General features: G+C 73.8%; 24 protein-coding genes and 1 riboswitch. Of the genes, 16 read left to right on the forward strand and 8 right to left on the reverse strand.

The annotated features are described in order from the left end of the window. Positions 1-28: 28 nt before the first annotated feature. Positions 29-1,612 carry a hypothetical protein gene (locus tag ACWDX6_RS15320; protein ID WP_451485426.1) on the reverse strand — a complete coding sequence of 528 codons (1,584 nt, stop codon included), beginning with the start codon at positions 1,610-1,612 and terminating at the stop codon, positions 29-31. Between the two features lie 209 nt (positions 1,613-1,821). Between ACWDX6_RS15320 and ACWDX6_RS15325 the strand changes: the two genes are divergently transcribed. The 3 genes from ACWDX6_RS15325 to ACWDX6_RS15335 all read left to right on the forward strand — a co-directional run bounded on the left by ACWDX6_RS15325 (position 1,822) and on the right by ACWDX6_RS15335 (position 4,578). Then, the gene (locus tag ACWDX6_RS15325) at positions 1,822-2,628 is read left to right on the forward strand and encodes a class I SAM-dependent methyltransferase (RefSeq protein WP_451485427.1); all 807 of its coding nucleotides are present in this window, start codon (positions 1,822-1,824) and stop codon (positions 2,626-2,628) included. Between the two features lie 160 nt (positions 2,629-2,788). After that, positions 2,789-2,895: riboswitch (ZMP/ZTP riboswitch) on the forward strand. Positions 2,896-2,923: 28 nt separating this feature from the next. Continuing rightward, the gene (locus tag ACWDX6_RS15330; protein ID WP_451485428.1) at positions 2,924-3,805 is read left to right on the forward strand and encodes a bifunctional 5,10-methylenetetrahydrofolate dehydrogenase/5,10-methenyltetrahydrofolate cyclohydrolase; all 882 of its coding nucleotides are present in this window, start codon (positions 2,924-2,926) and stop codon (positions 3,803-3,805) included. 164 nt (positions 3,806-3,969) lie between these two features. Beyond that, positions 3,970-4,578 carry a hypothetical protein gene (locus tag ACWDX6_RS15335; protein ID WP_451485429.1) on the forward strand — a complete coding sequence of 203 codons (609 nt, stop codon included), beginning with the start codon at positions 3,970-3,972 and terminating at the stop codon, positions 4,576-4,578. 51 nt (positions 4,579-4,629) lie between these two features. Here the strand turns inward: ACWDX6_RS15335 and ACWDX6_RS15340 are convergent, their stop codons facing one another. Both ACWDX6_RS15340 and ACWDX6_RS15345 read right to left on the reverse strand, forming a co-directional pair. Then, positions 4,630-5,928: an SWIM zinc finger family protein gene (locus ACWDX6_RS15340; RefSeq protein WP_451485430.1), complete on the reverse strand. Its 1,299-nt coding sequence runs from the start codon at positions 5,926-5,928 to the stop codon at positions 4,630-4,632. After that, positions 5,925-8,912, reverse strand: coding sequence for a DEAD/DEAH box helicase (locus ACWDX6_RS15345; RefSeq protein ID WP_451485431.1), 2,988 nt, complete (start codon positions 8,910-8,912; stop codon positions 5,925-5,927). Before ACWDX6_RS15345 ends, ACWDX6_RS15340 begins: the two co-directional genes overlap by 4 nt. A 264-nt stretch (positions 8,913-9,176) precedes the next feature. On the opposite strand from ACWDX6_RS15345, the gene ACWDX6_RS15350 reads away from it, so the two are divergent. The 3 genes from ACWDX6_RS15350 (at position 9,177) to ACWDX6_RS15360 (ending at position 11,095) form a co-directional block, all read left to right on the forward strand. Continuing rightward, the gene (locus ACWDX6_RS15350) at positions 9,177-10,256 is read left to right on the forward strand and encodes a fatty acid desaturase family protein (protein WP_451485432.1); all 1,080 of its coding nucleotides are present in this window, start codon (positions 9,177-9,179) and stop codon (positions 10,254-10,256) included. A gap of 39 nt (positions 10,257-10,295) precedes the next feature. Further along, on the forward strand, positions 10,296-10,478 hold the full coding sequence (locus ACWDX6_RS15355) for a hypothetical protein (RefSeq protein ID WP_356893425.1): 183 nt from the start codon (positions 10,296-10,298) through the stop codon (positions 10,476-10,478). Between the two features lie 74 nt (positions 10,479-10,552). Beyond that, on the forward strand, positions 10,553-11,095 hold the full coding sequence (locus tag ACWDX6_RS15360; RefSeq protein ID WP_451485433.1) for an MOSC domain-containing protein: 543 nt from the start codon (positions 10,553-10,555) through the stop codon (positions 11,093-11,095). 3 nt (positions 11,096-11,098) lie between these two features. Here ACWDX6_RS15360 and ACWDX6_RS15365 read toward each other — a convergent pair whose 3' ends face one another. The 4 genes from ACWDX6_RS15365 to ACWDX6_RS15380 form a co-directional block, all read right to left on the reverse strand. Beyond that, complete coding sequence (locus ACWDX6_RS15365) at positions 11,099-12,490, reverse strand: tannase/feruloyl esterase family alpha/beta hydrolase (protein ID WP_451485434.1); 1,392 nt, start codon at positions 12,488-12,490, stop codon at positions 11,099-11,101. A 126-nt stretch (positions 12,491-12,616) separates the two neighbouring features. Continuing rightward, entirely contained in the window at positions 12,617-13,573 is a 957-nt protein-coding gene (locus ACWDX6_RS15370) for a hypothetical protein (protein ID WP_451485435.1), read from the reverse strand. Between the two features lie 100 nt (positions 13,574-13,673). Further along, on the reverse strand, positions 13,674-13,979 hold the full coding sequence (locus ACWDX6_RS15375; RefSeq protein WP_451485436.1) for a hypothetical protein: 306 nt from the start codon (positions 13,977-13,979) through the stop codon (positions 13,674-13,676). Between the two features lie 155 nt (positions 13,980-14,134). Then, positions 14,135-14,734, reverse strand: coding sequence for a class I SAM-dependent methyltransferase (locus tag ACWDX6_RS15380; protein ID WP_451485437.1), 600 nt, complete (start codon positions 14,732-14,734; stop codon positions 14,135-14,137). A gap of 161 nt (positions 14,735-14,895) precedes the next feature. Between ACWDX6_RS15380 and ACWDX6_RS15385 the strand changes: the two genes are divergently transcribed. From ACWDX6_RS15385 to ACWDX6_RS15420, 8 genes are all read left to right on the forward strand, one after another. Continuing rightward, entirely contained in the window at positions 14,896-15,774 is an 879-nt protein-coding gene (locus tag ACWDX6_RS15385; protein WP_451485438.1) for an MHYT domain-containing protein, read from the forward strand. Positions 15,775-15,844: 70 nt separating this feature from the next. After that, complete coding sequence (locus ACWDX6_RS15390; RefSeq protein WP_451485439.1) at positions 15,845-18,367, forward strand: sensor histidine kinase; 2,523 nt, start codon at positions 15,845-15,847, stop codon at positions 18,365-18,367. Continuing rightward, positions 18,364-18,798, forward strand: a complete 435-nt coding sequence (locus ACWDX6_RS15395; RefSeq protein WP_451485440.1) for a roadblock/LC7 domain-containing protein — start codon at positions 18,364-18,366, stop codon at positions 18,796-18,798. Before ACWDX6_RS15390 ends, ACWDX6_RS15395 begins: the two co-directional genes overlap by 4 nt. Positions 18,799-18,810: 12 nt before the next feature. After that, a complete protein-coding gene (locus tag ACWDX6_RS15400; protein ID WP_451485441.1) occupies positions 18,811-19,257 on the forward strand; it encodes a DUF742 domain-containing protein in 447 nt (148 codons plus the stop codon). Then, positions 19,238-19,855, forward strand: a complete 618-nt coding sequence (locus tag ACWDX6_RS15405) for a GTP-binding protein (protein ID WP_451485442.1) — start codon at positions 19,238-19,240, stop codon at positions 19,853-19,855. The genes ACWDX6_RS15400 and ACWDX6_RS15405 overlap by 20 nt, the downstream gene beginning before the upstream one ends. A 178-nt stretch (positions 19,856-20,033) precedes the next feature. Further along, positions 20,034-20,447 carry a roadblock/LC7 domain-containing protein gene (locus tag ACWDX6_RS15410; RefSeq protein ID WP_451485443.1) on the forward strand — a complete coding sequence of 138 codons (414 nt, stop codon included), beginning with the start codon at positions 20,034-20,036 and terminating at the stop codon, positions 20,445-20,447. A 131-nt stretch (positions 20,448-20,578) separates the two neighbouring features. After that, a complete protein-coding gene (locus ACWDX6_RS15415; RefSeq protein ID WP_451485444.1) occupies positions 20,579-21,616 on the forward strand; it encodes a DUF6397 family protein in 1,038 nt (345 codons plus the stop codon). A gap of 144 nt (positions 21,617-21,760) precedes the next feature. Further along, positions 21,761-23,317, forward strand: coding sequence for an ATP-dependent DNA ligase (locus tag ACWDX6_RS15420; protein ID WP_451485445.1), 1,557 nt, complete (start codon positions 21,761-21,763; stop codon positions 23,315-23,317). Positions 23,318-23,325: 8 nt separating this feature from the next. Here the strand turns inward: ACWDX6_RS15420 and ACWDX6_RS15425 are convergent, their stop codons facing one another. Further along, positions 23,326-23,931, reverse strand: a complete 606-nt coding sequence (locus ACWDX6_RS15425; RefSeq protein ID WP_451485502.1) for a DUF6328 family protein — start codon at positions 23,929-23,931, stop codon at positions 23,326-23,328. Positions 23,932-24,164: 233 nt separating this feature from the next. Between ACWDX6_RS15425 and ACWDX6_RS15430 the strand changes: the two genes are divergently transcribed. Continuing rightward, a complete protein-coding gene (locus tag ACWDX6_RS15430; RefSeq protein ID WP_451485446.1) occupies positions 24,165-24,542 on the forward strand; it encodes a hypothetical protein in 378 nt (125 codons plus the stop codon). Between the two features lie 342 nt (positions 24,543-24,884). Next, on the forward strand, positions 24,885-25,667 hold the full coding sequence (locus tag ACWDX6_RS15435; RefSeq protein WP_451485447.1) for a polysaccharide deacetylase family protein: 783 nt from the start codon (positions 24,885-24,887) through the stop codon (positions 25,665-25,667). Positions 25,668-25,753: the final 86 nt, after the last annotated feature.

A 25,753-nucleotide genomic window follows, 5' to 3' on the forward strand; every position in this document is an offset into this window, starting at 1 on the left:
CGAGCCGCGCCGCGGGGCCGGGCCGGGCCTAACGCTCGTCGCTGTTCCGCGGTGACGAAGGGCCCGCCGGGATCGCCGTGGGGGAGAGGTAGGCCCGGTAGTCCGTCCGTGCGCGAAGGTCCGGCAGATGGAGTACGCGCCAGTGCCGGGCGTACGACGGCGGTTGCCGGTCGCCCGAGAGCAGAACGACGACCGGGCGGCGGAGCGCGGCGGAGGCGAGGGCGGCGGGCGTGATGCTGGCGTCGTGGCCGGTGGGCTGCCGGGAGGCGCAGCCGGCGCGGAAGGCGGCGCGGATGGACTCTTCGCCGGTGACCACGCAGGGCGGCCGCACGCCCTCCGCGCGCAGCTCCCTCGCGACGTCGGCGAAGGCGACCGTGTCGCGCCGCACCCGGTTGACGACTCCGTCGAGCAGTTGGTACTGGACGGCGAGGTGGGCGGTGACGGCCACGGCGACGAGGATGACGACGGACGGACGCCACCGGGTCTCCGAGCGGCAGGCGCGGACGATGGCCAGCGCCACGGGCAGCACCAGGAGGGCGTACGCCGGAAGAAGGAAGCGGGGAGCGGCGTAGTCGACGGTGAACAGATAGGGCACCGCCAGGGACGCGCCCGCCGCGGTGGCCACGACGATCTCCCTGCGATGCCGTGTACGCCGGGCGGCCAGGACTCCGGCCGCGACCAGCAGGGGCAGCGCCAGCAGCCAGAGGGACGCGACCGGGTACGCCCACGGGACGTCACAGGGCCGGCAGAGGGTACGGCCCCCCAGCGCGCGCAGGTGGTCGTCGACGGCCATGTGCCAACCCAGATGGCCCTGGATCTCACTCGCGCGCCGCAGTCTCGCTCCCAGGCCTCCGTACCGCGTGTACGCCTCGACCACCCACACCGCGCCGCCGAGCGCCGCGCCGGCGGCCGGCACGAGCAGCAGCGGCCAGCCGCGCCGACGTCGCCCCAGCAGGAGCAGGGCCGCCCCGGTGAGCGGCAGCACCAGCCACACCGCGTCGGTGGGGCGCATGAGCGCCGCGAACGCCACCCCGGCCCCCAGCCCGGGGAGTGCCCACCTGTCGCCGGGAAACCGCACGGCGCGCAGGAAGCAGCCGACGGCGGCGAGCGCTGCCAGGGCCACCCACAGGTTCGGCATCACCTGCGGCCCGTAGAACAGGGTGACCCACAGGCTCGCGAACAACGCCCCGGCGACGGCGAGCACGGCGGGGGGCAGCAGCCGCCGCCACGCCCACAGCGCCAGGAACAGGCCGGCGCCGGACAGAAGAGCCAGGTAGACGCGGAGCGCCACCGTGGAGGCGGTCACCGCCGTGACAGGTGCGACGAGGAAGGTGATGCCCCGGGCGCGGGGAGCGCTGAAGAACGCCGCGGGCGCCTGGTCGCTGACCTGGCTGACGTACACGGTCTCGTCCCACCCCAGACCCACACCCGGTACCGCGAGAACCAGCTGGGCCACGGTGAATGCCGCGGCGACCGCCGCCGGCCCCGCCATCCGGCGGGCACGCGCCCGGCCGCCGTGGGCACCGCGGCGCGGTCCGCCGTCTCCCGGCTCGTCGCTCCGGCCGGACGGCAAGCCGCTCGGGGAGCCGGACATCAACCCGGAATCTCGCATGCCTGACCTCCCTCAACAGTGCCCGCGTGACGTCACGGCCCTCGGTCCGTCTCCCCATGCTGCGGCGGGCCGGACGGCGCCACCACGCGACGAGGCAGTCGGCCCAACGGACGTGACGGGACGAGCGGAGGGAGAGGTTTCGAGGCGCCGTGCCGCTGCCCGCGGGCTACGATCCGCGACAGGGGGCCATCGGATCCACGGAGACCGTCATGAGTAACCCGCATGCCTCCCGCCTGGCGACGAACCGCTCCCGACTGGGGCACAAAGTGCGCTACGCGCTGCGGCATCCACAGCGTGTCGTCCCCTACCTGCGCCGGGCGGGCCGAAACACCTGGCTGCGCCTGCGCCACCGGGGCAGCCATGTGGCGTACTACCGGGCGGTGATGGCCTCCGACACCGCGAGGAGCCCCGAGGCGGCCGTCGGGGGCGTGCCGTCGCACGACCGCTGGCTCGCCATCGGACAGATGCAGTACGACTATCTGGTCGGGCATGGTCTGAAGCCGGAGGACCGGATGCTGGAGATCGGGTGCGGCAACCTGCGCGCCGGCTGGCGGTTCATCTCCCACCTCGAACCCGGCCACTACTACGGCATCGACATCTCGCCCGACATCCTCATCGAGGCCAAGAAGACCGTCGTCCGCTACGGCCTCCAGGACAAGCTGCCCCACCTGACCCCCGTCGACGACCTGACCCTGGACTTCCTGCCCGACGGGTGGTTCACGGTGATCCACGCGCACAGCGTCTTCTCGCACTCGCCGCTGGAGGTCATCGACGAATGCCTGGCGCACGTGGGGCGGGTGCTCGCTCCCGGCGGCTTCTTCGACTTCACGTACGACCGCACCGAGACGAGCGAACACCAGGTGCTCGGTGAGGACTTCTACTACCGCACCCAGACGCTGGTGGCGCTCGCGGAGAAGCACGGGCTCGTCGCCCACGTCATGGACGACTGGGAACGGCTGCCGCACGGCCAGTCGAAGCTGCGGGTCGCCCACACCCGGCTGAACGCGATCGGCTGACGCGACCGGGCGGGCACGACCGGCCGGTGCACCGACGGAGCGGGCACGACCGGCCGCCCACCGGACAGGGCCGACCGATCGACACGGCCGACCGGCCGGCCCCGTCGGCGTCTCCCCCGGTGCCCGCCCCGGACGCCGCTCCGGGCCCTCCCGTAGAGTGGCCCCGGGCCGTGACTGGCGCTTGAGGTGGATCACCACCGGGGAGCGGTCCCGTGGAGACCACGCGTCCGCGCGGCTCCGACGCTGCCGTGCGCCTGGGCGATCACCTGTCCTCGACGACGCCCAGGAGCGGCCCATGTCCGTCAGCGCCCCCACCAGCCTCGCCTCCCACGGCCCCGCCACCCTCATGGACGGCACCGCGCTCGCCCGTCGCACCGTCGACGAGGCCGCCGCCCGCGCCGCCGAGATCACCCGCCGCACCGGTGTCACCCCCTGTCTCGCCACCGTGCTCGTCGGCGCGGACCCGGCCTCCGTGACGTACGTGAAGATGAAGCGGAACCGCTGCGCGAAGGCCGGAATCCGTTCCCGCCACGTCGAGTTGCCCGCCACCACCACGACCGCCGAGCTCGTCGCCGCCATCACCGCGCTCTCCGACGACCCCGACGTCCACGGCATCCTGCTCCAGCACCCCGTCGGCCCGCACATCGACGAGCGCGCCGCCTTCGAGGCGATCGCCCCCGAGAAGGACGTCGACGGGGTGACCATGGCCTCGTTCGCCGCGATGGGCTTCGGACTGCCCGGCTTCGTCTCCTGCACCCCCGGCGGAATCATGCGCCTGCTCGACGCCTACGAGGTCGGGCTCAGCGGCAAGCGGGCCGTGGTCGTCGGCCGCTCCGCGATCCTCGGCAAGCCCGCCGGCCTGCTGCTGCTCGGCCGCGACGCCACCGTCACGTACTGCCACTCGCGGACGACCGAGCTGTCCTCCGTCGTCCGGGAGGCGGACATCCTGGTCGCGGCGGTCGGCAGGCCGAACTTCATCAAGGGCGAGGACATCAAGCCCGGCGCCGTCGTCATCGACGCCGGCTACAACCCGGGCAACGTCGGCGACGTCGACTTCGCCTCGGCGGCGGAACGGGCCTCCCTGATCACCCCGGTCCCGGGCGGCGTGGGACCGATGACGATCGCCGTGCTCCTCGCCCAGACGGTCGAGGCGGCCGAGCGCCGACTGGGTCTCTGACCCCCGGCCGGTCTCCAACGGCCGCTCCATGGAGCGATTGTCACGGTTCTGTGCGAGACGTGCCGCACGTCGCCCGCACAGTGGCCGGACCGGCCGTCCAGAGGTGACCCTGGTCACATGGCCCCGCACTCCGGCGACCGTCGCCGCTCCCGCGGCACCTCCTCGTGCCGGTCCTGCTCCTCCTCGCGGCCGCCCTGGTGGCGGCCGCGCTGACAGGCGGCGGTGACGGCGACGGGGAGGCGCCACCGCTCGGAACCGGGCCGACGTCCGACCGGGCCGCGTCCGGCACCCGGACCCCCCGGACGGTCGGTCGACACCCCGCCCCCCAGGGAGGGATCGCCACCCGCCGGCCCTCGTCGGCTCCCACCCCGTCGCGGTCCGCGCGCCCCCCGCGCCGCCCGGCGCCGCCGCCGTCCGCCCTTCCCTACCACCGGCTCCGGGCGGGGGAGTGCTTCGACATCGACCGGGCCGCGCCCGGCACGGTCGTCCGACGCGCCTGCCACCGGCCCCATGACGCCCAGCTCGTCACCGTGCTGCGGCTGACCGGCGACCATCCCACCGACCAGGACGTCCGGGACGCGGCCACCGGCCTGTGCCGGGGGCCGCTGCGCCGCAAGGCGGCGGAACAGCCGCGCGGCACCCGCTGGACCACCTTCGTCCAGTACCCGTACCGCACCAGCTACCTCCTCGGCTCCGACGCGGTGGCCTGCAGCCTCGCCACGCCCACCGGTCGCGGCGAGGCGGGGCGGAAACTCACCGCCCCGCTCCACTGACCCGCCGCCCGCCCGGCCTTGCCCCGTCCTACCGGCCCGTGTGCGCGGCGCTCAGTCCTCGCCCGCCGCCGACAGGGCCGCGAGCGCCGCCGCCGGGCCCTGGTCCGCCGGGCCCGCGGGCGCCCACTGACCGCGCTCCTTGCGATACGGCCACCAGCGGCCGTCCCCGCCGAGCCGCAGCTGCGCCTCCGCCCCGACGACCGTCCAGCGACCCGCCCCCGCCGCGCGCAGCACGGGCCGCTCACCGTCCTCCCAGGCCTCCGCGAGCCGCGCCTTGGCCCGCGCCAGGAGTTCGGGCCCCGGCGTCGACTCCTCCTCCAACACGGCCAGGGCGGCCGCGCCCCCGCACCGCCACGCGCGCGTGGCCAGGTCCAGCTCCGCACGCCGGCGCCCCGACCCCGAGGCGAGCCGCTCCACGATCCGCGCCGCCGGAGCACCGGCGGCCAGCCGAACCGCGTCCTGACCCACCGACAGATCGTGCTCCTGTGCCGCTCGTTCCCCGCCGGATCCGAGGCCGTGGGCGAGAGCCTCCGCCAGCATCCGGTTCGCCCGGTCGGCGGCGTCCGCCGCCAGGAACTCCAGCGCCGCCGGGTCGAGGCCCGGCTCCGGGGACGTCTCCGTGTCCAGGGACGGCGGCTCGCCCGGCGCCGCGGGCAGCTCGGGCGCAGCGGGCAGCGGCGGCAGGATGTCCCGCGCCGCGAACGCCTCCCGCGCCGGCACCCCTTCGGCAGCGGCCTCCCGCGGCGCCGCGGCGGGAGGCGCGGCCCGTGACGCGCTGCGCTCCTGAAGCTCCCCGAGGACCGTCCGCTCCCCGCGGCCCCGCATCAGCAGCAGGACGAACGGATCCTCGTCCAGCAGCCGCGCCACCTGATAGCAGAGTGCCGCCGTGTGCGGGCAGTGGTCCCACGCCTCACAGCTGCACTCGGGGTCGAGATCACCGATGCCCGGCAGCAGTTCGAGCCCCGCGGCCGCCGCGTCCTCCACCAGGTGCGGCGGCATCTCGCGGTCGAGCAGCGCCGCGATATGGCCGGCGCTGTCCACCGCCAGGTCCAGCAGCCGGTCCCACTCGTCCGCCGACAGTTCCTGCAGGAGCACATCGCTGCGGTACGAGGTGCCGTCAGGGTCCTTGACGACGGCCGTGATACGGCCGGGCCGCACCGACACCGCGCCCACCGCGCCCTCGCGCGCGTGCCGCCGCCCCCGCTTCAGCTGCTGGTTGTCGAGAGCCGTGTCCTCCAGGGCCTTCAGCCATGCCCGGCCCCACCAGGTCCGGGCGAAGGCACCACCGCCCGGGGCGGGCGGCAGCGCCGTGAACGTCCGCTCCTCGCCGCCGGTCTCGTATCCGCTCATCGTCCCTCTCCTCGAAGCTCGACCAGGTTCGCCAGCTCGGCGTCCGTCAGTTCGGTCAGCGCCGCCTCGCCCGAACCGAGGACGGCGTCGGCCAGCGCCCGCTTGCGCACGAGCATGTCGGCGATGCGGTCCTCCACCGTGCCCTCGGCGATGAGCCGGTGGACCTGGACGGGCTGGGTCTGGCCGATGCGGTACGCGCGGTCGGTCGCCTGCGCCTCCACGGCCGGGTTCCACCAGCGGTCGTAGTGCACGACATGACCGGCCCGGGTCAGGTTGAGTCCGGTGCCCGCGGCCTTCAGCGAGAGGAGGAAGACGGGCACCTCACCGGCCTGGAAGCGGGCGACCATCGCCTCGCGCTCGGCGATCGGCGTGCCACCGTGGAGGAACTGTGTCGGCACGCCCCGCGCCGCGAGATGCTGTTCGAGCAACCGCGCCATCCGGACGTACTGCGTGAAGACCAGCACGCTCGCGCCCTCGGCGAGGATGGTGTCGAGCAGCTCGTCCAGGAGCTCCAGCTTCCCCGAACGGCCGTCGATCCGGGGGCGCTCCTCCTTCAGATACTGGGCGGGATGGTTGCAGATCTGCTTGAGCCCCGTCAGCAGCTTCACCACGAGACCGCGGCGCTCCATGCCGTCGGCCTCGGCGATCGCCGCGAGGGTCTCCCGCACGACCGCCTCGTAGAGGCCCGCCTGTTCCGTCGTCAGAAAGACGGCACGGTCGGTCTCGGTCTTCGGCGGCAGCTCCGGCGCGATGCCCGGGTCCGACTTGCGGCGGCGCAGCAGGAACGGACGGACCAGGGCGGCGAGCCGCTCGGCCGCGGCCGGGTCCTCGCCGCCCTCGACGGCCGCGGCGTACCGGGAGCGGAAGGTGCCGAGCCGGCCGAGGAGACCGGGCGTCGTCCAGTCGAGGATGGCCCACAGCTCGGAGAGGTTGTTCTCGACCGGGGTGCCGGACAGGGCCACGCGCGCCTTCGCCCCGATGGTGCGCAGCTGCCTCGCCGTGGCCGAGTACGGGTTCTTCACGTGCTGCGCCTCGTCCGCGACGACCATGCCCCAGGAGCGGCCGGCGAGTTTCTCGGTGTCGAGCCGCATGGTGCCGTACGTGGTGAGGACGAACGCGTTCTCGGCCAGGTCCTCCAGGCCGCGCGTGGTCCCGTGGAAGCGGCGCACGGGCGTGCCCGGCGCGAACTTCTCGATCTCGCGCTGCCAGTTGCCCATCAGGGACGTCGGGCAGACGACCAGCGTCGGGCCGGCCGCCGACGGCTCGGTCTGCCGGTGCAGATGGAGCGCGATCAGGGTGATGGTCTTGCCCAGGCCCATGTCGTCGGCGAGGCAGCCGCCGAGCCCGAGCGAGGTCATACGGTGCAGCCAGTTGAGGCCGCGCAGCTGGTAGTCGCGGAGTGTCGCGGCGAGCGCGGCGGGCTGGGCGACCTCCTGCGGACCGCCCTCGGGGTCGGCGAGCCGGGCGCGCAGCTGTTCCAGCCATCCGGTCGCCCGGACCTCGACGCGGCGCCCGTCGACCTCGGTGGTGCCGGTGAGTACGGCACCGAGTGCGTCGACGGGGGTGAGCTCGCGGTCCGCGGAGGCGCGGGCACGGCGCACCTCGGCCGGGTCGATCAGCACCCACTGGTCCCGCAGCCGGACCACCGGACGGCCCGCCTCGGCCAGCCGGTCCAGTTCGGCGCGGGTGAGTTCCTGGTCGCCCACGGCGAAACGCCAGTTGAAGGCGAGCAGGGCGTCGGCGGAGAGGAAGGAGGGCAGAGCGGAGGACCGGGAGGGGCCGGCACCGGCGCCATCGCCGTCGGTGGCCCCGTCCGCGGTGGGACCGGTGAGACCTGTGAGACCGGTGAGGCGGGCCGGAGCACCGTCCGTACCCGGCGGTCCGTACGGCGGCTCGCTCGGCGGGCCGATCACGGCCTGGGCCGTGAGGCGCTGGGCCAGTTCGCGTGGCCAGTGGACCTGGACGCCCGTCGCCTGGAGCGCCCGTACCGCCGGACCGAGAAGCTCGGTGATCTCCTCGTCGGCCAGCTCCACCGCGTCCGGGACGGCCGCCGAGAGCAGCGGGGTCAGCGGCGCCCACGCCCGGGCGGCACGGCGCAACGCGAGCAGGGCGTCCATCCGGGCCCGGGGCCCGAACGCCGCCGCGGTCGGTCCCGATCCCGCCCAGACGTCGGCCGCGTCCGCGACGAGTGCCGGGTCGGCGGCGCTGTGCATCTGCAGGACCGCCCGGAAGGAGGGAGCCTCCAGCTCGGTGAGCCCGGGCAGTTCGACGCGCAGCGAGAGGCGTACTCCGGCGTCGTGACCGGCCGCCACGTCCGCCGCCCAGGCTCGGAGGCCGGGCAGCTCCCGGGGCTCCTCGCCGGCGAAGGCGGGCCCACCCGCCGCGATCGGGGCGGCCGGAGTGCGCGGCAGCCCGTCCGCCACCGCGTCGACGAACGCCCGCAGCAGGCCCTCGGGTTCGGGAAGGAGGAGCTCGCCGTCGGCCGCCGCCCCCGGCAGCGGTACGGCATGGGCGGCCGGCGGCATGGAGGCGGCGAGGGTCCGCAGCGCGGTCAGTTCCTCCGGGCCGAGCGGTCCCGCCCGCCAGGCGTCCCGGTCCGTGCCGGTGAGGCCGGGCAGGAGCAGCCCCCGGGCCACGAGGTGCAGGGCGAGGAGGGCGGCGGCGCCCCAGAACGCCGTCGCGGCCGGGGCCTCGTCGGAGAACCGGGCACGAGCGAGGATCGGCAGGGCGTCCCGTACGGGCAGGAACAGCGCGGGCACGGTGTGCGGACGGAGGTCGTCCGCCACCATCGTCAGCTCGCCGGCCACGCCCGTTCCCTCGGCCGCCGGCGCGGACGGTCCGCCGTCCACCGGCGTCCGCCCGGCGGTCGCGAGCGCCTCACCGCCAGGCGACCAGAAGGCGACCCGGCCGGCGCGGGGAGGGTCGGAGGGCAGGAACAGGGCGGAGCGGCGGGCGAGTTCATCGGGGCTCTGCGGCAGCGACAACGCATTCCTCAAATTTGACTAGCGGGGGCCGAGCGGCCGAGGGTACCCGAACGCCCCGCCACGACGGGCGGCCCATCCCCGTGACCTGACTCACCCCTGCTGCCCCTGGCGGCGAGAGGTGGAGTCAGCCCCACCCCCGCCCCCGGGGCAGCCCCCCGGGATCCCGGGGGAGGACGCCATGGCTGAGGACGATCACCGTTCCGTACGTTCGAGGGAGCCGGCGCGGCAGGCGCCGAACCCCGCCCACGGACACCGGAGACCTCCATGCCCCAGGCCACCGCCACGCTCACGGCGCCCGATCGGAGCACGACCGCCGCAAGAGGAGGCGGCAGCGAGTTCACGCCGCTGCTGCGCGCCGTGAAGGAGCGAGGGCTGCTCGAACGACGGGCCGGCTGGTACGCCCGCGGCATCGTCGTCAACCTCCTCGGACTCGCCGCCGTCGTCGCGGGCCTGGTCCTGCTCGGCCCCTCCTGGTGGGCGCTGCTCCTCGCCGCCCCGCTCGCCGTGCTCTCCGCCCGGATCGCCTTCGTCGGACACGACGCGGGGCACGCCCAGATCACCGGCCACCGCCGCCTCGGCCGGACCGTCCAGCTCGTCCACGCCAACCTCCTGCTCGGCATGAGCCGGGAATGGTGGGACGACAAGCACAACCGTCACCACGCCCACCCCAACCACCTCGACAAGGACCCGGACGTCGCCGCCGACATCCTCGTCTTCGCCCCGCATCAGGCCGAGGGCCGCAGGGGACTGCGCGGGTGGCTCACCCGCCACCAGGCCTGGCTGTTCTTCCCGCTGACGACTTTGGAGGGCATCGCCCTCAAGGTGTACGGGTTCCAGGCCCTCTTCTCCACCGAAGGGCCGTTCCGGGCCCGGCGGGAGCGGTTCGTCGAGGGGGCCCTGCTCCTCTCCCATGTCACCGGCTACGCGGCCCTCCTGCTCTCCACCCTCACCCCCGGCCAGGCGCTGGTCTTCGCCCTGATCCACCAGATGCTCCTCGGGCTCCACCTGGGCATGGCCTTCGCCCCCAACCACAAGGGCATGGAGATGCCCGACGCCCACCCGGACGGAGCCGGCTGGGGCCACCTGCGCCGCCAGGTGCTCACCTCCCGCAACATCCGGGGCGGAGCCCTGACCGACTGGTTCCTCGGGGGACTGAACTACCAGATCGAGCACCACCTCTTCCCCAGCATGCCCAGGCCGCATCTGCGGCTCGCCCAGCCCCTCGTGCGTGCGCACTGCCGCACACTGGGTATCCCCTACACGGAGACGGGATTCGTCGAGTCCTACCGGCAGGCGCTCGGCCATCTGCACGAGGTCGGCGAGCCGCTCCGTACGGCGGCCTGACCGCTCCGCGCGGCGGGCCCGAGAAGGAGGCGTCGGACCATGACGACACGGACCAAGGCAGTGCTCGGGGGAGTGGCCGTCGGCCTCCTCCTGATGCCCCTCATCGGGTTCTGGATGTCGCTCCTCGTGATCCTCGGCGTGCCCGCCGTGGCCTACCTGGCGCTCGACCCGAGCCAGCGGCGCCGGCTGCGCCGGATCTCCCGCAAGGAACTCCGCCGCTGACCGCCCCCTGGGGCGCCGGGCGGGGGTGGCGTAGGGTCGAGGTGATCATCAGTAGGAGAGGGGAGCTCCACGCCATGAGCGGGACGGTCACGACGGTCAGCAGCAACGGCGTGTACGCGTTCACCAAGCCGAACCGCGAGAGCATCACCCTGCTCGCCGGGCTCGGCGTGGAGGGCGACGTCCACGCCGGGGTGACGGTCAAGCACCGCTCGCGGATGGCCAAGGACCCGACCGTGCCGAACCTCCGCCAGGTCCACCTGATCCACGCCGAGCTCTTCGACGAGGTCGCGCGCTCCGGATTCGAGGTTCCCCCCGGTGCCCTCGGCGAGAACATCACGACCCGGGGGATCGACCTCCTCGGCCTGCCGACCGGGACCCGCCTGCACCTCGGCCCCGAGGCCGTCGTGGAGGTCACGGGCCTGCGCAACCCCTGCGCGCAGATCGACACGTACCGGCACGGGCTGCTGAAGCAGATGCTCGGCCGCGACGGGAACGGACAGCTCGTCCGCAAGGCGGGGATCATGAGCATCGTCCTGACCGGTGGGGTGGTGCGGCCCGGCGACAGCATCGGCGTCGAACTGCCGGCCGAGCCCCACCGCCCCCTGGAGAAGGTCTGAGGCTCAGCGCGGCCGGCCGTTCTCCGTCAGCGCGCAGGAGTTGACCACGTCACCGCCCGGGGGCCGGGCGACCGTCCGGTCCCCGGGCGGCGCCGCGCCCTCCTCGACCCACCGGGTCAGCGCGGCGAACGCCGAGCGGTAGCAGGGCAGCAGGGGCCGCAGCCGGTCGGGATACGTGTCGTACAGACCGTCGGTGTGGGTGCCGTCCTGGACCCGGTAGTACCGGTGCAGCCCGCCTCGGCCCCGGCCGTCGATCATCCGGGCGTAGACGTCCGAGTCGGTCGCGATCGGCAGCAGTGCGTCGAGATCGCCGTGCAGGGTGATCAGCGGCTTGCCGATCCGACCGGTCAGAGCGACCTTCGCGACGGCCCGGTGGACCGATGCGGGGCGTGAGGCGTAGTCGTACGAGGCGTCGGACGCGCACGGCGCGAGGATCCGCTCGACCGTCGTCCCGGCCGTGGAGCCGGGGCAGCCCGGATCGTACGCGGGGTCGAACTCGGCCCGGAAGACCTTCTGGGTCAGCCCCCAGTACGCCTTCTCGTGGTACGGCCACAGGAACCGCGAACCGGGTGCGAAGCCGGCGGCGATCAGATCGTCGTCGGACGCCCGGCCGAACGACCGGGCCACGGCCACCGGCAGGCTGGTGAGGAGGTTGGGCCCCCGGCTGGTCCACAGCACCCCCTCCCAGTCGACCCCTCCGTCGTACAGCTCCGGCCGGTTCTCCAACTGCCAGCGGGTCAGATAGCCGGCGTTGGAGATGCCCGTCATGTACGTGCGGTGGGGCGCCCGGCCGTACCGCTGGCGTACGGCCTGCCTGGCCGCCCTCGTCAGCTCGGTCACCCGCCGGTTCCACTCCGCGACCGCGTCACCGGGCTCCCGCCCGTCGGTGAAGAAGTCCGGCCCGGTGTTGCCCTTGTCGGTGGCGGCGTAGGCGAAGCCCTGAGCCAGGACATGATCGGAGATGAGCGCGTCGGTCGAGTACTGGCGGCGGGTGCCGGGCGCGCCGGTCACCACCAGGCCGCCGTTCCAGTTCGCCGGCAGCCGGATGACGAACTGGGCGTCGTGGGCCCAGCCGTGGGTGGTGTTGAGCCGCGAGTCGTCGGGGAAGTAGCCGTCGATCTGGATCCCGGGGACGTCGGAGGGGTTACGGGTGCCCTTCGCGGAGAGACCGGCCTGGTCGGCCATGTCGGTGTACCGCGTGCCCGCCAGGCCGGCCGTCGTGAGATCGGGCAGGCAGGCGGTCTCCTGGTGGGCAGCGCCGGGGACGCGGAGCCGGTCCTGGCGCGCGCAGGGAGCGGGCGAGCCGGTGCCGGCACCGGCAGGTGCGGCGGGGCCGACGACGGTCAGCCCCGCCAGGAGAGTGGCGAGCAGCGGGACGCCTCGGATCGGGCGCATGGACGGCCTCCGGTGGGACGAGGGGACGGGGTGCGCCGCCACATCGTGCGGGGGACCGGTGGGCCGGGCCATGGTTCGGGGCCACACCTCGGGCCGGGGGCCCGTGTGGTTTCCCCGCCCAGGGTGTCAGGAGGGGCGTACCGCCATCGCGTCCAGCGCCTCCAGGAGGGCAGGCAGCTGGGGGCCACGGGTGACGGGCAGGACCTCGCTGGGCTGGTCGTCGAGGAGCACGAAGGCCATGTCGTCGGTCCGGGCCACCAGCGACCAGCCGGGTCCGTCGGCGCGGAGCATCCGCGCGCCGCCGGCGGCGAAGCTGGACCGAACCCGGCCCACCGGCGGGGCCTCCTCCAGATAGCCGCGCAACTCGGCGAGGGCCCGCCGGACACCGGCGTAGGGGTCGGCCGGAGGGCCGGAGCCCTGGTGGTCGACGCCGGACGGTTCGCCTCGGGGCGTGTCGGCGGCCGATGGCTCGCTCGTGCCCGCGCCCGCGCCTGAGCCCGCGCCTGGGCCCGCGTCCGCGTCCGTGCCCGGGCCCGCGTCCGTGCCCGCGCCCGCGCCCGTGGACTCGTCCTCGTCCTCGTCCAGCTGGGCCCGCCAGGCCGCCCACTGCAACGCCACCTCGTCCGCGCCGAGCCGGCGTTGGGCCGGGCCCCAGACGTCGGCGGACGGCGGTGTCAGGGGGGTGCGGTCGCCCTCCTCGGGCTCCGGATCATGCGGGTCCGGGAGGCCGGGAGCGGCGGTGGCCACGGCCAGCGGCCAGCCCGGCAGCGCGGCCACGACCGAGCGCTCGTCGGGGGAGAGGTCGTACTCCATCCCGCAGTCCCAGGAGGCGATCGCGACGGCGACGAGCGACACGTCGTCGACCACCACGGTCCACCGGGCACCCGTGCCGTCCTGCCCGAGCACGAGCCCGTAGCCGTCGGCGTACGGCTCCAGTCCCAGCGCCGCGCACGCCGCCGGGTAGTCGTCCCCGAGCACGCTCGGGAAGCGCGCGGGTGTGAGCAGCACCGCCGTCAGTACGTACAGCGCGTCGTCGTCGATGCCGCCGACGGTGTTGTCGGCGGCGGGGTCCGTTCCGCCCACGGCAGCCTCCCCATCTGGTCGTCGGCGCACCTTAACCAGTGGGTAACCCGCACGTCGAGGGTCTCCGGTGGGGAGAGTGGCGCGGTGGCTTCCGTACGGCTCACGCCTCCGGCAGCCCGAGCAGCGACCGGGCCACCTTCTGAGGCGACTCGTTCCGCTCGCGGGCGAGCGCGATCACGGCGCGGCAGGCGAGTTCGCTGAGACCGAACATGAGCGCCTCCGGCGCGACCGAGGAGGTGGCCTCGTCGACCTGTTCCTGGTCGTCCTCGATGGAACCGACCACATAGACCGCCGCCGCCTCGAAGAGATTGCGCTCACGCCGCATATGGCGTGGCTCGGGCGGTTTTTCCGTGGTTCGCCGGGCGGTCGGGAGGAGTCTGCGCGCCATCGCCTGTATCCGGGACACCGTGTGCCGCCTTTCCCGGACAGGGGCTGCCCGGTGCCTCCACCGTAGCCATGGATGTGCCGGGACAGAAGGGCGCGCGGGCGGCGGCGACCGCGCGGGAGGGGACCCGGCACTGTCGCCCCCGGGCGCGGCACCGCCCGTGGGTGGCGGGCCGCTCAGTCCGCTCGGACGGCGAGCGCCAGATAACGGTCGTCCCTGTCCACGTATGCGGTCAGCCGCCAGCCGGAGCGGGCGAGGAGCGGGCGGAGGTTGGGCTCGGCGCGCAGATCCTCCTCGGTGAGCTGCCGGCCGTGGCGGGCGGCGAGGGCGGCGCGGCCGATGGGGTGGAAGAGGGCGAGACGGCCGCCGGGGCGGACGACGCGGGCCAGCTCCCGGAGGTTCTCCGCCGGGTCCGGCAGATGGGAGAGGAGACCGGCCCCGAAGACGGCGTCGAGGGCGCCGTCGCGCAGCGGGAGCCGGGTGACGTCCGTGAGCAGGAGAGCGGCGACGGCGTCGCGGCCCGCCCGCACCGCTTCGGCGAGCATCTCGGGGGTCAGGTCCGCCCCGAGGACCGTGCCCGCGGGGCTGACGGCCGCGCGCAGCGGAGACAGCGCCCGACCGGTGCCACAGCCCGCGTCGAGCACGGTGTCACCGGGGCGCAGGCCGAGATCGGCGACGGCGGCGGCATAGGCGGGACCGTCATCGGGGAAACGCGCGTCCCAGGCGGCGGCGCGGGCGCCGAAGAACTCCTGGACGCGGGTGGGGTCGTCGCTCATGCGCCCATGATCCCCCACGTGCTGTCCCCCTCAGGGGTGAACGCGCTGTGCACACGTTCGAGCGCGGCACGATCGTTCCGGAACATCTCTGCGTCATATTCCATCAGCTTTCGAAATGCGCCCCCGGTGCGCCCCCCGGTGCGGACTAGCGTCCCTCAGCCATGGGACACCTGGACCACGCCACCTTCGGCTGGCTGACACCCGTGCTGTCGTACGCGATGGCCTGTATCGGCGCCGCCCTCGGCCTGCGCTGCACCGTACGAGCGCTCGACGCCACCGGCCGGTCGCGACGCAACTGGCTGCTCACCGCCGCGTCCGCGATCGGCACCGGAATCTGGACGATGCACTTCCTCGCGATGCTCGGCTTCGGCGTGACCGGGACCGACATCCGCTACGACGTGCCGCTGACCATGCTCAGCCTGCTGATCGCCGTGGCCGTCGTCGGAGCCGGTGTCTTCGCCGTCGGCCACGGCGGCGACCGGGTCCGCTCGCTGCTCATCGGCGGGCTCACCACGGGAGTCGGCGTCGCCGGCATGCACTACACGGGTATGGCCGCCCTGCGCCTGCACGGGGAGGTGCGGTACGACCTCCCGCTCGTCGCGCTCTCCGTCGCCATCGCGGTCGTCGCGGCGACGGCCGCTCTGTGGGCCGCCCTCCACATCCGCGCGCCGGCCGCGGTCGCGGTCGCCTCCCTGGTCATGGGTGCGGCGATCAGCAGCATGCACTACACCGGGATGTTCGCCGTGCAGATCGACGTCGTCCCCTCGGCGGCAGCCCTTCCCGGAGCCTCGGCCATGCAGTTCATCTTCCCCCTCGCGGTGGGCCTCGGCTCCTATCTCTTCATCACCTCGGCCTTCGTGGCCCTCTCCCCGACGGCGGGGGAACGGGCCGCGTACGCCTCGGCGGAACACCTCGACGAACCGGACGAACCCGCCGCGCATGCGCCGCCCCCCGGCTTTCCCCGCCGAGCACCGAGCCCGGACGGCGCGCTGCCCCCACCCTCGTACGCCCGGCAGGCGGGGCCCGTCGACAGGCCCTGAACGCCCCCTGGGCAAGCCCGCGCAGTCACCGCACACCGCACCAGGAAGACGCAGCCGGAACGAGGAGGCCATGCGAACTCCCCGCAGGACCCAGGGCATCGACGCGACGGCGAGGCCGCGCCCGGCGGCGGCGCGCGGGCGGCGCGCGCATGCGGGGCCGCCCGCCCAAGAACCGCCGGAGCACGCCCCCCGCGCCCAGGCCGGACCGCCCGCGCCGCCGATGCCACCCGTGCCACCCGCGCGTCCCGCGCCGCCCGGGCGCCGAACCCCGCGCCCCCGCACCGTCCGCGCGAAGATCGTCTCGCTCCTGATGCTGCCCGTCGTGTCGCTGCTGGGCCTGTGGGGGTTCGCCACCGTGACCACCGCCCAGGACGTCGCCCGGCTGCGCCAGCTGCACCGCGGCGACACCGAGATCCGCGAACCGGTCGCCGCCGCCGTCACCGCCCTCCAGGCCGAACGCCGCGCGGCCGTCCGCCAGATCGCCTCTCCCGGCACCGGACGCGCCACCGAGCTGCGGCAGCAGGGGCGGCGCACCGACGCCGCCGTCTCCCGGCTCCGCCTCGACGGCAGGCACACCGTCGGCGACACCGGTGACCTGCCCGGCGAAGTCGCCGGCCGGGTGCGGCAGTTCGTCACCGAGGCGGAGAGCCTCGGCCCCCTGCGCACCGCCGCCGCCACCGGCCGTGGCGACGCGGACCAGGTGTACGAGGAGTACACCACGGTCATCTCCGCCGCCTTCACCGTCGGAGGCGCCCTGAGCGGCATCCAGGACGCCCGCGGCGGATCCGACGCGCGCGTGCTCCTGGAACTGGCCCGCGCGGGCGAGATGCTCGCCCGTGAGGACGCCCTGCTCAGCTCCGCACACCTCACCGGACAGCTCAGCGCGGAAGGGCTGCGCCGGTTCACCGGCGCCGTCGACACCCGCCGCACTCTCATCGAGTCCGCCACCGCCGACCTGCGCGGGCCCGAGCGAGCGGCCTGGCAGCGCCTCGTCGCCCAGCGCGGCCACCAGCAGCTCACCGCGGCCGAGGACCGGGTCCGCGCCGCCGCCCCCGGACGCAGGGCAGCCCGGGCCGTCCCGGCCGCGACCTGGGACGACGCCGTGGCCGTCGTACGCGGTGGGCTCGCCGCCCTCGACACCGACGCCCGGCGCGCCGCCGCCGACCGCGCCGACCCGCTCGCGGGCGGCGTCCTGACAGCGGGCGGCGCCGCCGTCCTGTTCGGCCTCGGCGCCGTCGCCGCCTCCCTCGTCGTCTCCGTACGCATCGGACGCGCCCTGGTGATCGAGCTGATCAGCCTGCGCAACACGGCTCTGGAGATCGCCCGGCGTCAACTCCCCGACGCGATGCGCCGGCTGCGCGCCGGGGAGCAGATCGACGTCCAGGCCGAAGCGCCGCGCGGCCCCACCCCCGAGGACGAGATCGGCCAGGTCGGCGAGGCCCTCGGCACCGTTCACCGCGCCGCGCTCTCCGCCGCCGTCGAACGCGCCGAACTCGCCGACGGCATCTCCGGTGTCTTCGTCAATCTCGCGCGGCGCAGCCAGATCCTGGTCCACCGTCAGCTCACCCTGCTCGACAGCATGGAGCGCCGGGCCGACGACCCGAACGAACTCGGGGACCTCTTCCGGCTCGACCACCTCACCACCCGGATGAGGCGCCACGCCGAGAGCCTGATCATCCTCTCCGGCGCCGCCCCCGGCCGCGCCTGGCGGAAGCCGGTGCCGCTGACCGACGTCGTCCGGGCCGCCGTCTCGGAGATCGAGGACTACGCGCGCGTGGAGGTGCGCCGGTTCCCCGAGACGGCCGTCGTCGGCGGCGCCGTCGCCGACCTCACCCACCTCCTCGCCGAACTCGTCGAGAACGCCGCCCAGTTCTCGCCGCCCCACACCAAGGTGCGGATCAGCGGCGAACCGGTCGGCAACGGGTACGCCCTGGAGATCGAGGACCGGGGTCTCGGCATGGGCAAGGACACCCTCGCCGACGCCAACAGCCGGATCGAGCGGTCCGAGGACCTCGACCTGTTCGACAGCGACCGGCTCGGCCTGTTCGTGGTCAGCCGGCTCTCCGCCCGGCACGACATCAAAGTGCGGCTACGGACCTCCCCGTACGGCGGCACGACCGCGGTCGTCCTGCTGCCGACCGACCTCCTGCAAAGGGCCCTCCCGGCAGGCCACGAGGAGCACAGCCCACGGAGGGCGTCGGCCGACGTCACGCCGCCCAGCACGCCGGCGGCGGGCGTCACACCGCTGAGGCCGCGGGGTGGCCCCTCCACGCCGGCCGGGCCCGCCTCCTCGTCCGTGGCCGCGCAGGCGCCCGCTCAGACGCCTCCTCCGCCCAAGGCAGGCCCCGCAAACCGTTCCGGCGAACTGCCGCGCAGGGTGCGCCAGGCCAGCCTCGTACCGCAGCTGCGCGAGGCACCCGCCGCCGAACCGGGGCCCGCTCCGGCCGTCCAGAGCACGCGGGAACGCACCCCCGAACGAGTCAGGGACCGTATGACCGCCTACCGCGACGGCTGGACGCGGGGCGGCGGCCCGGCCCCCGGCACCAGACGCCCACTCGGAACCGGCCTCGGCAGTGAAGGAGACCAGGAATGATCGACCACGAGAGGATTTCCCACCATCGGTCCGGCGAACTCGACTGGCTCCTCGACGACCTCGTCGTCCGGGTCCGCGACGTGCGGCACACGGTCGTGCTCTCCCACGACGGGCTCGCCGTGGGCTCCTCCAGCAGCCTCAGCCGTGAGGACGCGGAGCACCTGGCGGCCATCGCGTCCGGGCTCCACAGCCTCGCCAAGGGCGCGGGCCGCCAGTTCCACACCGGAGGCGTGCGCCAGACCATGGTGGAGATGGACGACGGCTTCCTGTTCGTCGCCGCCGCCGGAGACGGTTCGTGCCTCGCCGTCCTCAGCTCCGTGAGCGCCGACATCGGCCTCATCGCGTACGAGATGGCGCGTCTGGTGAAACGGGTCGGCGAGCATCTGCGGACCCCGCCGCGGCTCACCGCCGCTCCGCCGGCCGCGGGCTGACCGGAGAGACTGATGAACGAGGACAGCACCCGTCTCGGCACCGGTCTCGGCATCGATCGCGACGGCGGTCCGGCCGTGCCGGGCAGTCAGTGGTACGACGCCGCGGCCGGGCCGCTGGTCCGGCCGTACGCGATGACGGGCGGCCGGACCAGACCCGGTCCCAGCGACGTCCGGTTCGACCTGATCGCCCTCGTCGCCGTCGACGGCGACCCGCCCGACCGGTCCGAGGAGGCGCTCCTCGGACCCGAACACCGGGCCCTGCTCTCCCTGTGCCGGGCCGAGACCCAGTCGGTGGCGGAACTCGCCGCCGACGCCGACCTGCCCGTAGGCGTGGTCCGCGTCCTCCTCGGCGACCTCCTCGAAGCGGGCTTCGTCAAGGTCAGCAGGCCCGTACCGCCCGCACAGCTCCCCGACGAACGGATCCTGAGGGAAGTCATCAATGGACTACGAGCGCTCTGAGAGCACCGGTGAGGATGGCGGCGTGGACACCACGGCGCTCGCGTTGAAGATCCTGGTCGCCGGCGGATTCGGGGTCGGCAAGACCACGCTGGTGGGCGCCGTCAGCGAGATCCGCCCACTGCGTACGGAGGAAGGGCTCAGCCGCGCCGGGGAGTCGGTGGACGACACGGACGGTGTCGGCCAGAAGACCACCACGACCGTCGCCATGGACTTCGGCCGCATCACGATCCGCCACGGGCTGTCCCTGTACCTCTTCGGAACACCGGGGCAGGACAGGTTCTGGTTCCTCTGGGACGACCTGTCCCAGGGCGCGCTCGGCGCCGTCGTCCTCGCCGACACGCGGCGCCTGGAGGACTGTTTCCCCGCCGTGGACTACTTCGAGCACCGCGAGATCCCCTTCGTGGTCGCGGTCAACTGCTTCGCGGGCGCCCGCGACTACGGAGCCCACGAGGTCTCGCGGGCGCTGGACCTGGAACGCGGCACGCCGGTGGTGCTGTGCGACGCGCGGGACCGCGACTCCGGGAAGGAGGTGCTGATCCGACTGGTGGAGTACGCGGGAAGAGCGCACACCGCCCGCCTCCTGGACTCCGTCGGGTAGCCCCGACGGCCCTGGAGGCGGACCCGCTTCCGCGCCCGGGGATCGGTCCGTCCCGCGGCACGCACGGCCTCCCGGGGTGCTTGCCCTGTCCACGGCAGTGCGTAAGGCTTGCGCGCGACACGCGGACCACGGGGACTACGGGTCGACGGGGACGCAACACACAGGGGGAGGACCGAAGATGGCGCTGGACAAGGGACTGGACTGGCTCCTGGACGACTTGACCAAGCGGGTCGGGTACATACGGCACGCGCTGGTCCTGTCGAACGACGGGCTGGTGACCGGAGCGAGCAGCGGCCTGAAGCGGGAGGACGCGGAGCACCTGGCCGCGGTCTCCTCCGGCCTGCACAGCCTGGCCAGGGGCTCGGGCCGCCATTTCCGGGCCGGCCGGGCGCGGCAGACGATGGTGGAGTTCGACGACGCACTGCTCTTCGTGACGGCGGCGGGGGAGGGCAGCTGCCTGTGCGTCCTGAGCGCCGCCGAGGCCGATGTCGGCCTGGTCGCCTACGAGATGACGCTGCTGGTGAACCGGGTCGGCGAGCATCTCGGCGTGGCGGCGCGGCAGCCGGGCAGGGCGGGCGTCGCCGAACTCTGACACGGTCGGCGGGGGCCGTTGACCGCTGGAGGCGTGGCCTCGGACCGAGTTGTCCACAGGCCACGGCGGGCGGGCTCTCCACCGGCTACGGTCGTCACCGAGAGTATTCGTCACTCACGGGGGAGATCGTCATGACGGTGGAGGAAGGCGCGCGCACGCTGGCGCTGGGGCGGGCCGCGCAGGAGCTTGAGCTGAGGCGCGAGGAGTTCCGGCTCGCCGTGCAGATGGGCCTGGTCCGCACGGTGCCGGGCTCCGCGCCCGGCGCGACGGCCGGAGCCGGAGGACCGGGAACACGAGGCGCCACGGGCTCAGCGGCCGGCCGGCGCAGGGTGGACCGGCGGGAGATCGACCGGCTGCGGGCCGCGCCGGACTTCCCGGACGGCCTGCGCGAGCGGGTCCGCGCGATCGGTACGACAGAGGCCGCCGAGCTGCTCTCGGTGACGCCGGACCGCTTCACCAAGCTGGCGAGGACAGGGCACTTCAGCCCCGCGCGGTTCTACCTGAACCGCTACCGCGCGGTGGTGTGGCTCTATCTCGCCGGAGAGCTGGGCGAGTTCGCCCTGGCGCACCCGTCCCTGCTGACCGGCAGGCTGCCGCGGAACGTCCGGGACCTGATCGACGCGGGGGAGGACTGCCGGCCTCGCAACTGGCGGGCCAGGCGGCTGGGCCTGCTGCTGAGAGCGACCGAGGACCCCTGGGTGCGGGCGGCGGCGATCGCCTCGCTCCTCGATCCGGTCCAGCTGGCCGAGGTCGTCGACGACCCCTACGAGCGCGCGTATCTCGACCGGCTGCGCCCGGAGCCGCCGTCCGGCCGCACGGAATCCGCCGCCGCCCGGGAGATCATGGACCGGATGCTCCTGGCGGACGACCCGGACGAGATCCTCTGGCACCGGATGAGCCTGGCCCTGGCGCTCGACGAGGCCCGCGAGGACCGTCCCGCCCCTCGTCCCGACCGGGCGACGGGGCCGGTCTCGGCGTTCTCGGCCGCCGACCGTCCACCAGGTCCGGTGGCGCCGGCCCGAGCGCCAGGCCGCCGGACCGGGCGGGGACTCCTGGACCGCCTGCTCCGTCGGAAGACGGCCCGCCTGAGCGGTCCCCCCACCGCGCCACCGCCCCGGCCGGGGGAAGGCGCCGCCCGCCCGGCCCTCGACCGCACGGTCCGCGGTTGAGCGGGGGCGGCGGGTGACGGGAAGGCGGATGGCAGGCCGGGTGTCCGGGTTCGGAGGTCGGGGCGCGATGAGTTACGGAGGTCGAGGGCCGCGAGTCTCGGAGGTCGAGGTGCGATGGCGGGGTTGCGCGGGCACGATGACCGCATGCTGCTGGCACGACTCGCCGACGCCTCCCGCCAGGTCGCCGCGACCTCCGCCCGTTCGGGCAAGATCGCGGTTCTGGCCGAGCTGTTCTCCGATGCCGCGCCCGAGGAGAGCCCGCTCGTCATCGCCTATCTCTCCGGGCGGCTCCCACAGGGCCGCATCGGAGTGGGCTGGAGCGTGTTGAAGACCGCGATCCCACCCGCCGTACCGCCCGCCGAGAGCCCCACCCTCACCCTCGCCGGCACCGATGCCACCATGACCGCTCTCGCCGCCGTCTCGGGGGCCGGGTCCCAGACCCGGCGGGCAGCGCTCGTCCATGAGCTGATGGCCGCCGCCACCCTTTCCGAGCAGGAGTTCCTGCTGCGGCTGCTGTCGGGGGAGGTGCGCCAGGGCGCCCTCGACGCCATCGCGCTCGAGGGCGTCGCGCGGGCCGCGAGCGTACCGTCGGCCGACCTCCGCCGCGCCGTGATGCTGGAAGGATCGCTGCCCCGCGTCGCGCGGGCGGTGCTCTCCGACGGCCCCGCCGCCCTGGAGGCCTTCGCCCTGCGCGTCGGCAGCCCGGTCCAGCCGATGCTCGCCCACACCGCCGCGTCCGTCACCGAGGCAGTCGCCGCCCTGGGCCCCTGCGTGGTCGAGGAGAAACTCGACGGCATCCGTGTCCAGGTGCACCGCGAGGGCGACGAGGTGCGGGTCTTCACCCGCTCCCTGGACGACATCACCGCCCGGCTGCCCGAAGTCGTCGCCGTCGCCCACCAGACGTCCGCCGACTCCTTCATCCTGGACGGCGAGGTCATCGCGCTCGACCGGGCCACCGGGCGGCCCATGCCCTTCCAGGACATCGCCTCCCGGGTCGGCTCCCGCCTCGACGTGGCCACCGCCCGCGCCGCGCTGCCCGTGTCGCCCGTCTTCTTCGACGTTCTCGCCGCGGACGGTGAGGTCCTCATCGACCGGCCCGGCCGCGAACGCCACACGGTCCTCGCCCGTCTGCTGCCCGAGCCCCTGCGGGTCCGCCGTACCGTCGTCGAGGACCCCGCCTCGGCCGACCAGGTGGAGGCGGCCGAGGCCTTCTTCACCGACACCCTGGCCCGGGGGCACGAGGGAGTCCTGGTCAAAGCCCTCGACGCGCCGTACGTGGCCGGCCGCCGGGGCCGTACCTGGCTGAAGGTCAAGCCCGTTCACACCCTCGACCTCGTCGTCCTCGCCGCGGAATGGGGGCACGGGCGCCGCACCGGACTGCTCTCCAACCTTCACCTCGGAGCCAGGGCCGCCGATGCCACGTTCGTGATGCTCGGCAAGACCTTCAAGGGCCTCACGGACGAGATGCTGCGCCGGCAGACGGAGATACTGCGTGAACTGGCCGTGGAGGACGACGGTTTCACCGTACGGGTCCGGCCTGAACTGGTCGTCGAGATCGCCTACGACGGCCTTCAGCGCTCCACGCGCTATCCGGCCGGAGTCACTCTGCGCTTCGCCCGGGTCCTCCGTCACCGGCCCGACAAGCCCGCCTCCCAGGCCGACACGATCGAGCAGGTCACCGGCACCGCCTCGGCCGACTGATCAGGACGTCAGCCGCCGCGCGGGCCGCGGCCCCCGCTCCCGGCGTCTCCCGGGCCCGAGCCCGAGTCGGAAGCGGAACGCGAGCCCGAGCGGCGGGAGGAGCTGTTGCCGGAGCCGCGGGAGCTGTTGGTGTACCGATGGCGGACCCATAGCGGCAGCACGTACCAGCACAGCAGGTACCACGCGACCAGACCGACCACCAGCCACGGACCGTAGTCGTCGTCCGTCGCCACCCTCAAAATCAGCAGCAGCGCCGACGCCAACGTCGCGAGCAGCAGGACGAGCCCGATGAAGGTGAGCCGCGAAGCCCACTCCACGGCCTGCGGCTTGATCCGACGCCCCGCCACCAACCGGTGGAACGAGACCGGCCCGATGAGTGCGCCGGTCGCCGCCGCGCCCAGTGACACGGTGATGATGTAGATCGTCCGGTCGAGGACCGTGAGCTCCGGGAAGCGGGGGGTGAAGACGACGGTCAGCAGGAAACCGAAGAGGATCTGGACGCCTGTCTGGGCGACCCTGATCTCCTGCATGAGTTCGCCCCAGCGCCGGTCAGCGCGTTCCTCCGGCGTTTCGTGACGTCCTCTTATGAGACCACCGTCGCCCTGCGAACCCAATTCGTCACGGTTGGTCACGTAACCTCCCGTTTTCACCCCTTCGTTGCGAATAACCGCCCGTAGCGACTCTCAATCGTCCGAACAGCTCGCCGTGGGATCGATGGCGATCTTCGTCGTCTTCCCGCGTCAGCGCGCCCCGGCGATCCGTCCCGTGGGGCGGGCCTCGCGGGAAGCCCGGGCGCGAGGGATGCTGGAAGCGTGGCAGGACGGGCGCCCGCCCGGGGCGTGAGGAGATGAGCGACGTGTACGACATGCACATCGACACCGACGTCACCGTGCAGCTGAGCGACTGCAACCGTGAGGACGCCCAGGCCGTCTTCGACGTCCTCGACAGCGTCTACGAACTCGAGGACATGACGATGCCCGGGCCCGCGGCGTCCACCGCCCCGACCCCCACGGTCTGGATGGCCACGTTCGACACGGCCGGCGGACGGCGGGAGGACGTGCGTCCCGTTCCGTTGAGCGCGATGGTCGGAGCGGTGCTGACCGGCGGCTACCACGCGGTCGACGAGGTGGAGAAGACCCTCGCCGCCAGCTTCGACATCCAGTCGCTGCAGTCCGTCTCCGGCGACCAGGAGACAGAGGCCCGCCTGCTCCTGGCCTCCCGCTGACCTGTCGGGCCGACGGCCCCACGACCTGCTGGCCCTGACCTGCCGGCTCGTCGACCTGCCGGCTCGTCGACCTGCCGGCTCGTCGACCTGCCGGCCCCTTGACCCGCCGAGCTTCTGACTCGCCGGCCGTCCCGGTCGGCGGCCGCGCACCCCGGGCGGAGCGGACGGGCGCCGCCCGGGGCATCGTGTGCCCACCTCGTATCTCATGACCAGGCCCAGGCGCACCCCCCTATGCATGCCGTGTATACACCCTGTGTAGAGTGCTCGGCGAGCCATGCGACACCGCCCTGACCAGGCGGAGTGGCTGACCGAAGCGGATGACATGGGGAAGTGGGTTGCAGCATGTTCCGAACCAAGCCGGGCAGGCGCCGGGGGCCGGCCGTCGCGATTCTCGCGGCGGCCTCGCTGATTCTCACGCTCGGCGGCTGCGGGGTCGACGCGGTGACCCCGGGCGAGGCCCGGGGCGAGGTCGCCGACTCGGACGACAAGGGGGGCGCCGGGGCGGCCGGCGCGGTCGACTGCGGCAAGGCGAAGTGCATCGCGCTGACCTTCGACGCCGGGCCCGGCAAGGACACCCCCCGCCTGCTCGACGTACTCAAGGAGAAGAAGGTCCCCGCCACCTTCTTCCTGCTCGGCAAGAAGCACATCGACCGGTATCCCGAGGTCGTCAAGCGGATCGCGGACGAGGGGCACGAGGTCGCCAACCACACCTGGACCCACCGCATACTGACCGACCTGGAGGCCGACCAGGTCCGCGACGAGCTGTCCCGTACCCAGGAGGCGATACAGCGGATCACCGGCCGCAAGCCCACCCTGATGCGGCCGCCGCAGGGCCGTACCGACGACATGGTCTCCGAGGTGAGCCGCGAACTGGGGCTCGCGCAGATCCTGTGGAGCGTCACGGCCAAGGACTACGCCACCACCGATTCGGCGCTCATACACCAGCGCACGGTCGACGGCGCCGAGGGTGACGGCATCATCCTGCTGCACGACATCTACGACGGGACGGTTCCGGCCGTGCCGGGGATCATCGACGAACTGAAGAGGCGCGGCTTCACGTTCGTGACCGTGCCCCAGCTCCTGGCGCCGGGCAAGGCCGAGCCGGGTACCGTCTACCGTCCGTAGACGAGACGAGACAGCGGGTTAAAACGGGGTGATACGCCTCACACCGGTCATCCCGGATGAGGTGGAACAAGGGGCCGTGGTTTATC

The organism is Streptomyces sp. NPDC003027 (genome assembly GCF_053591435.1).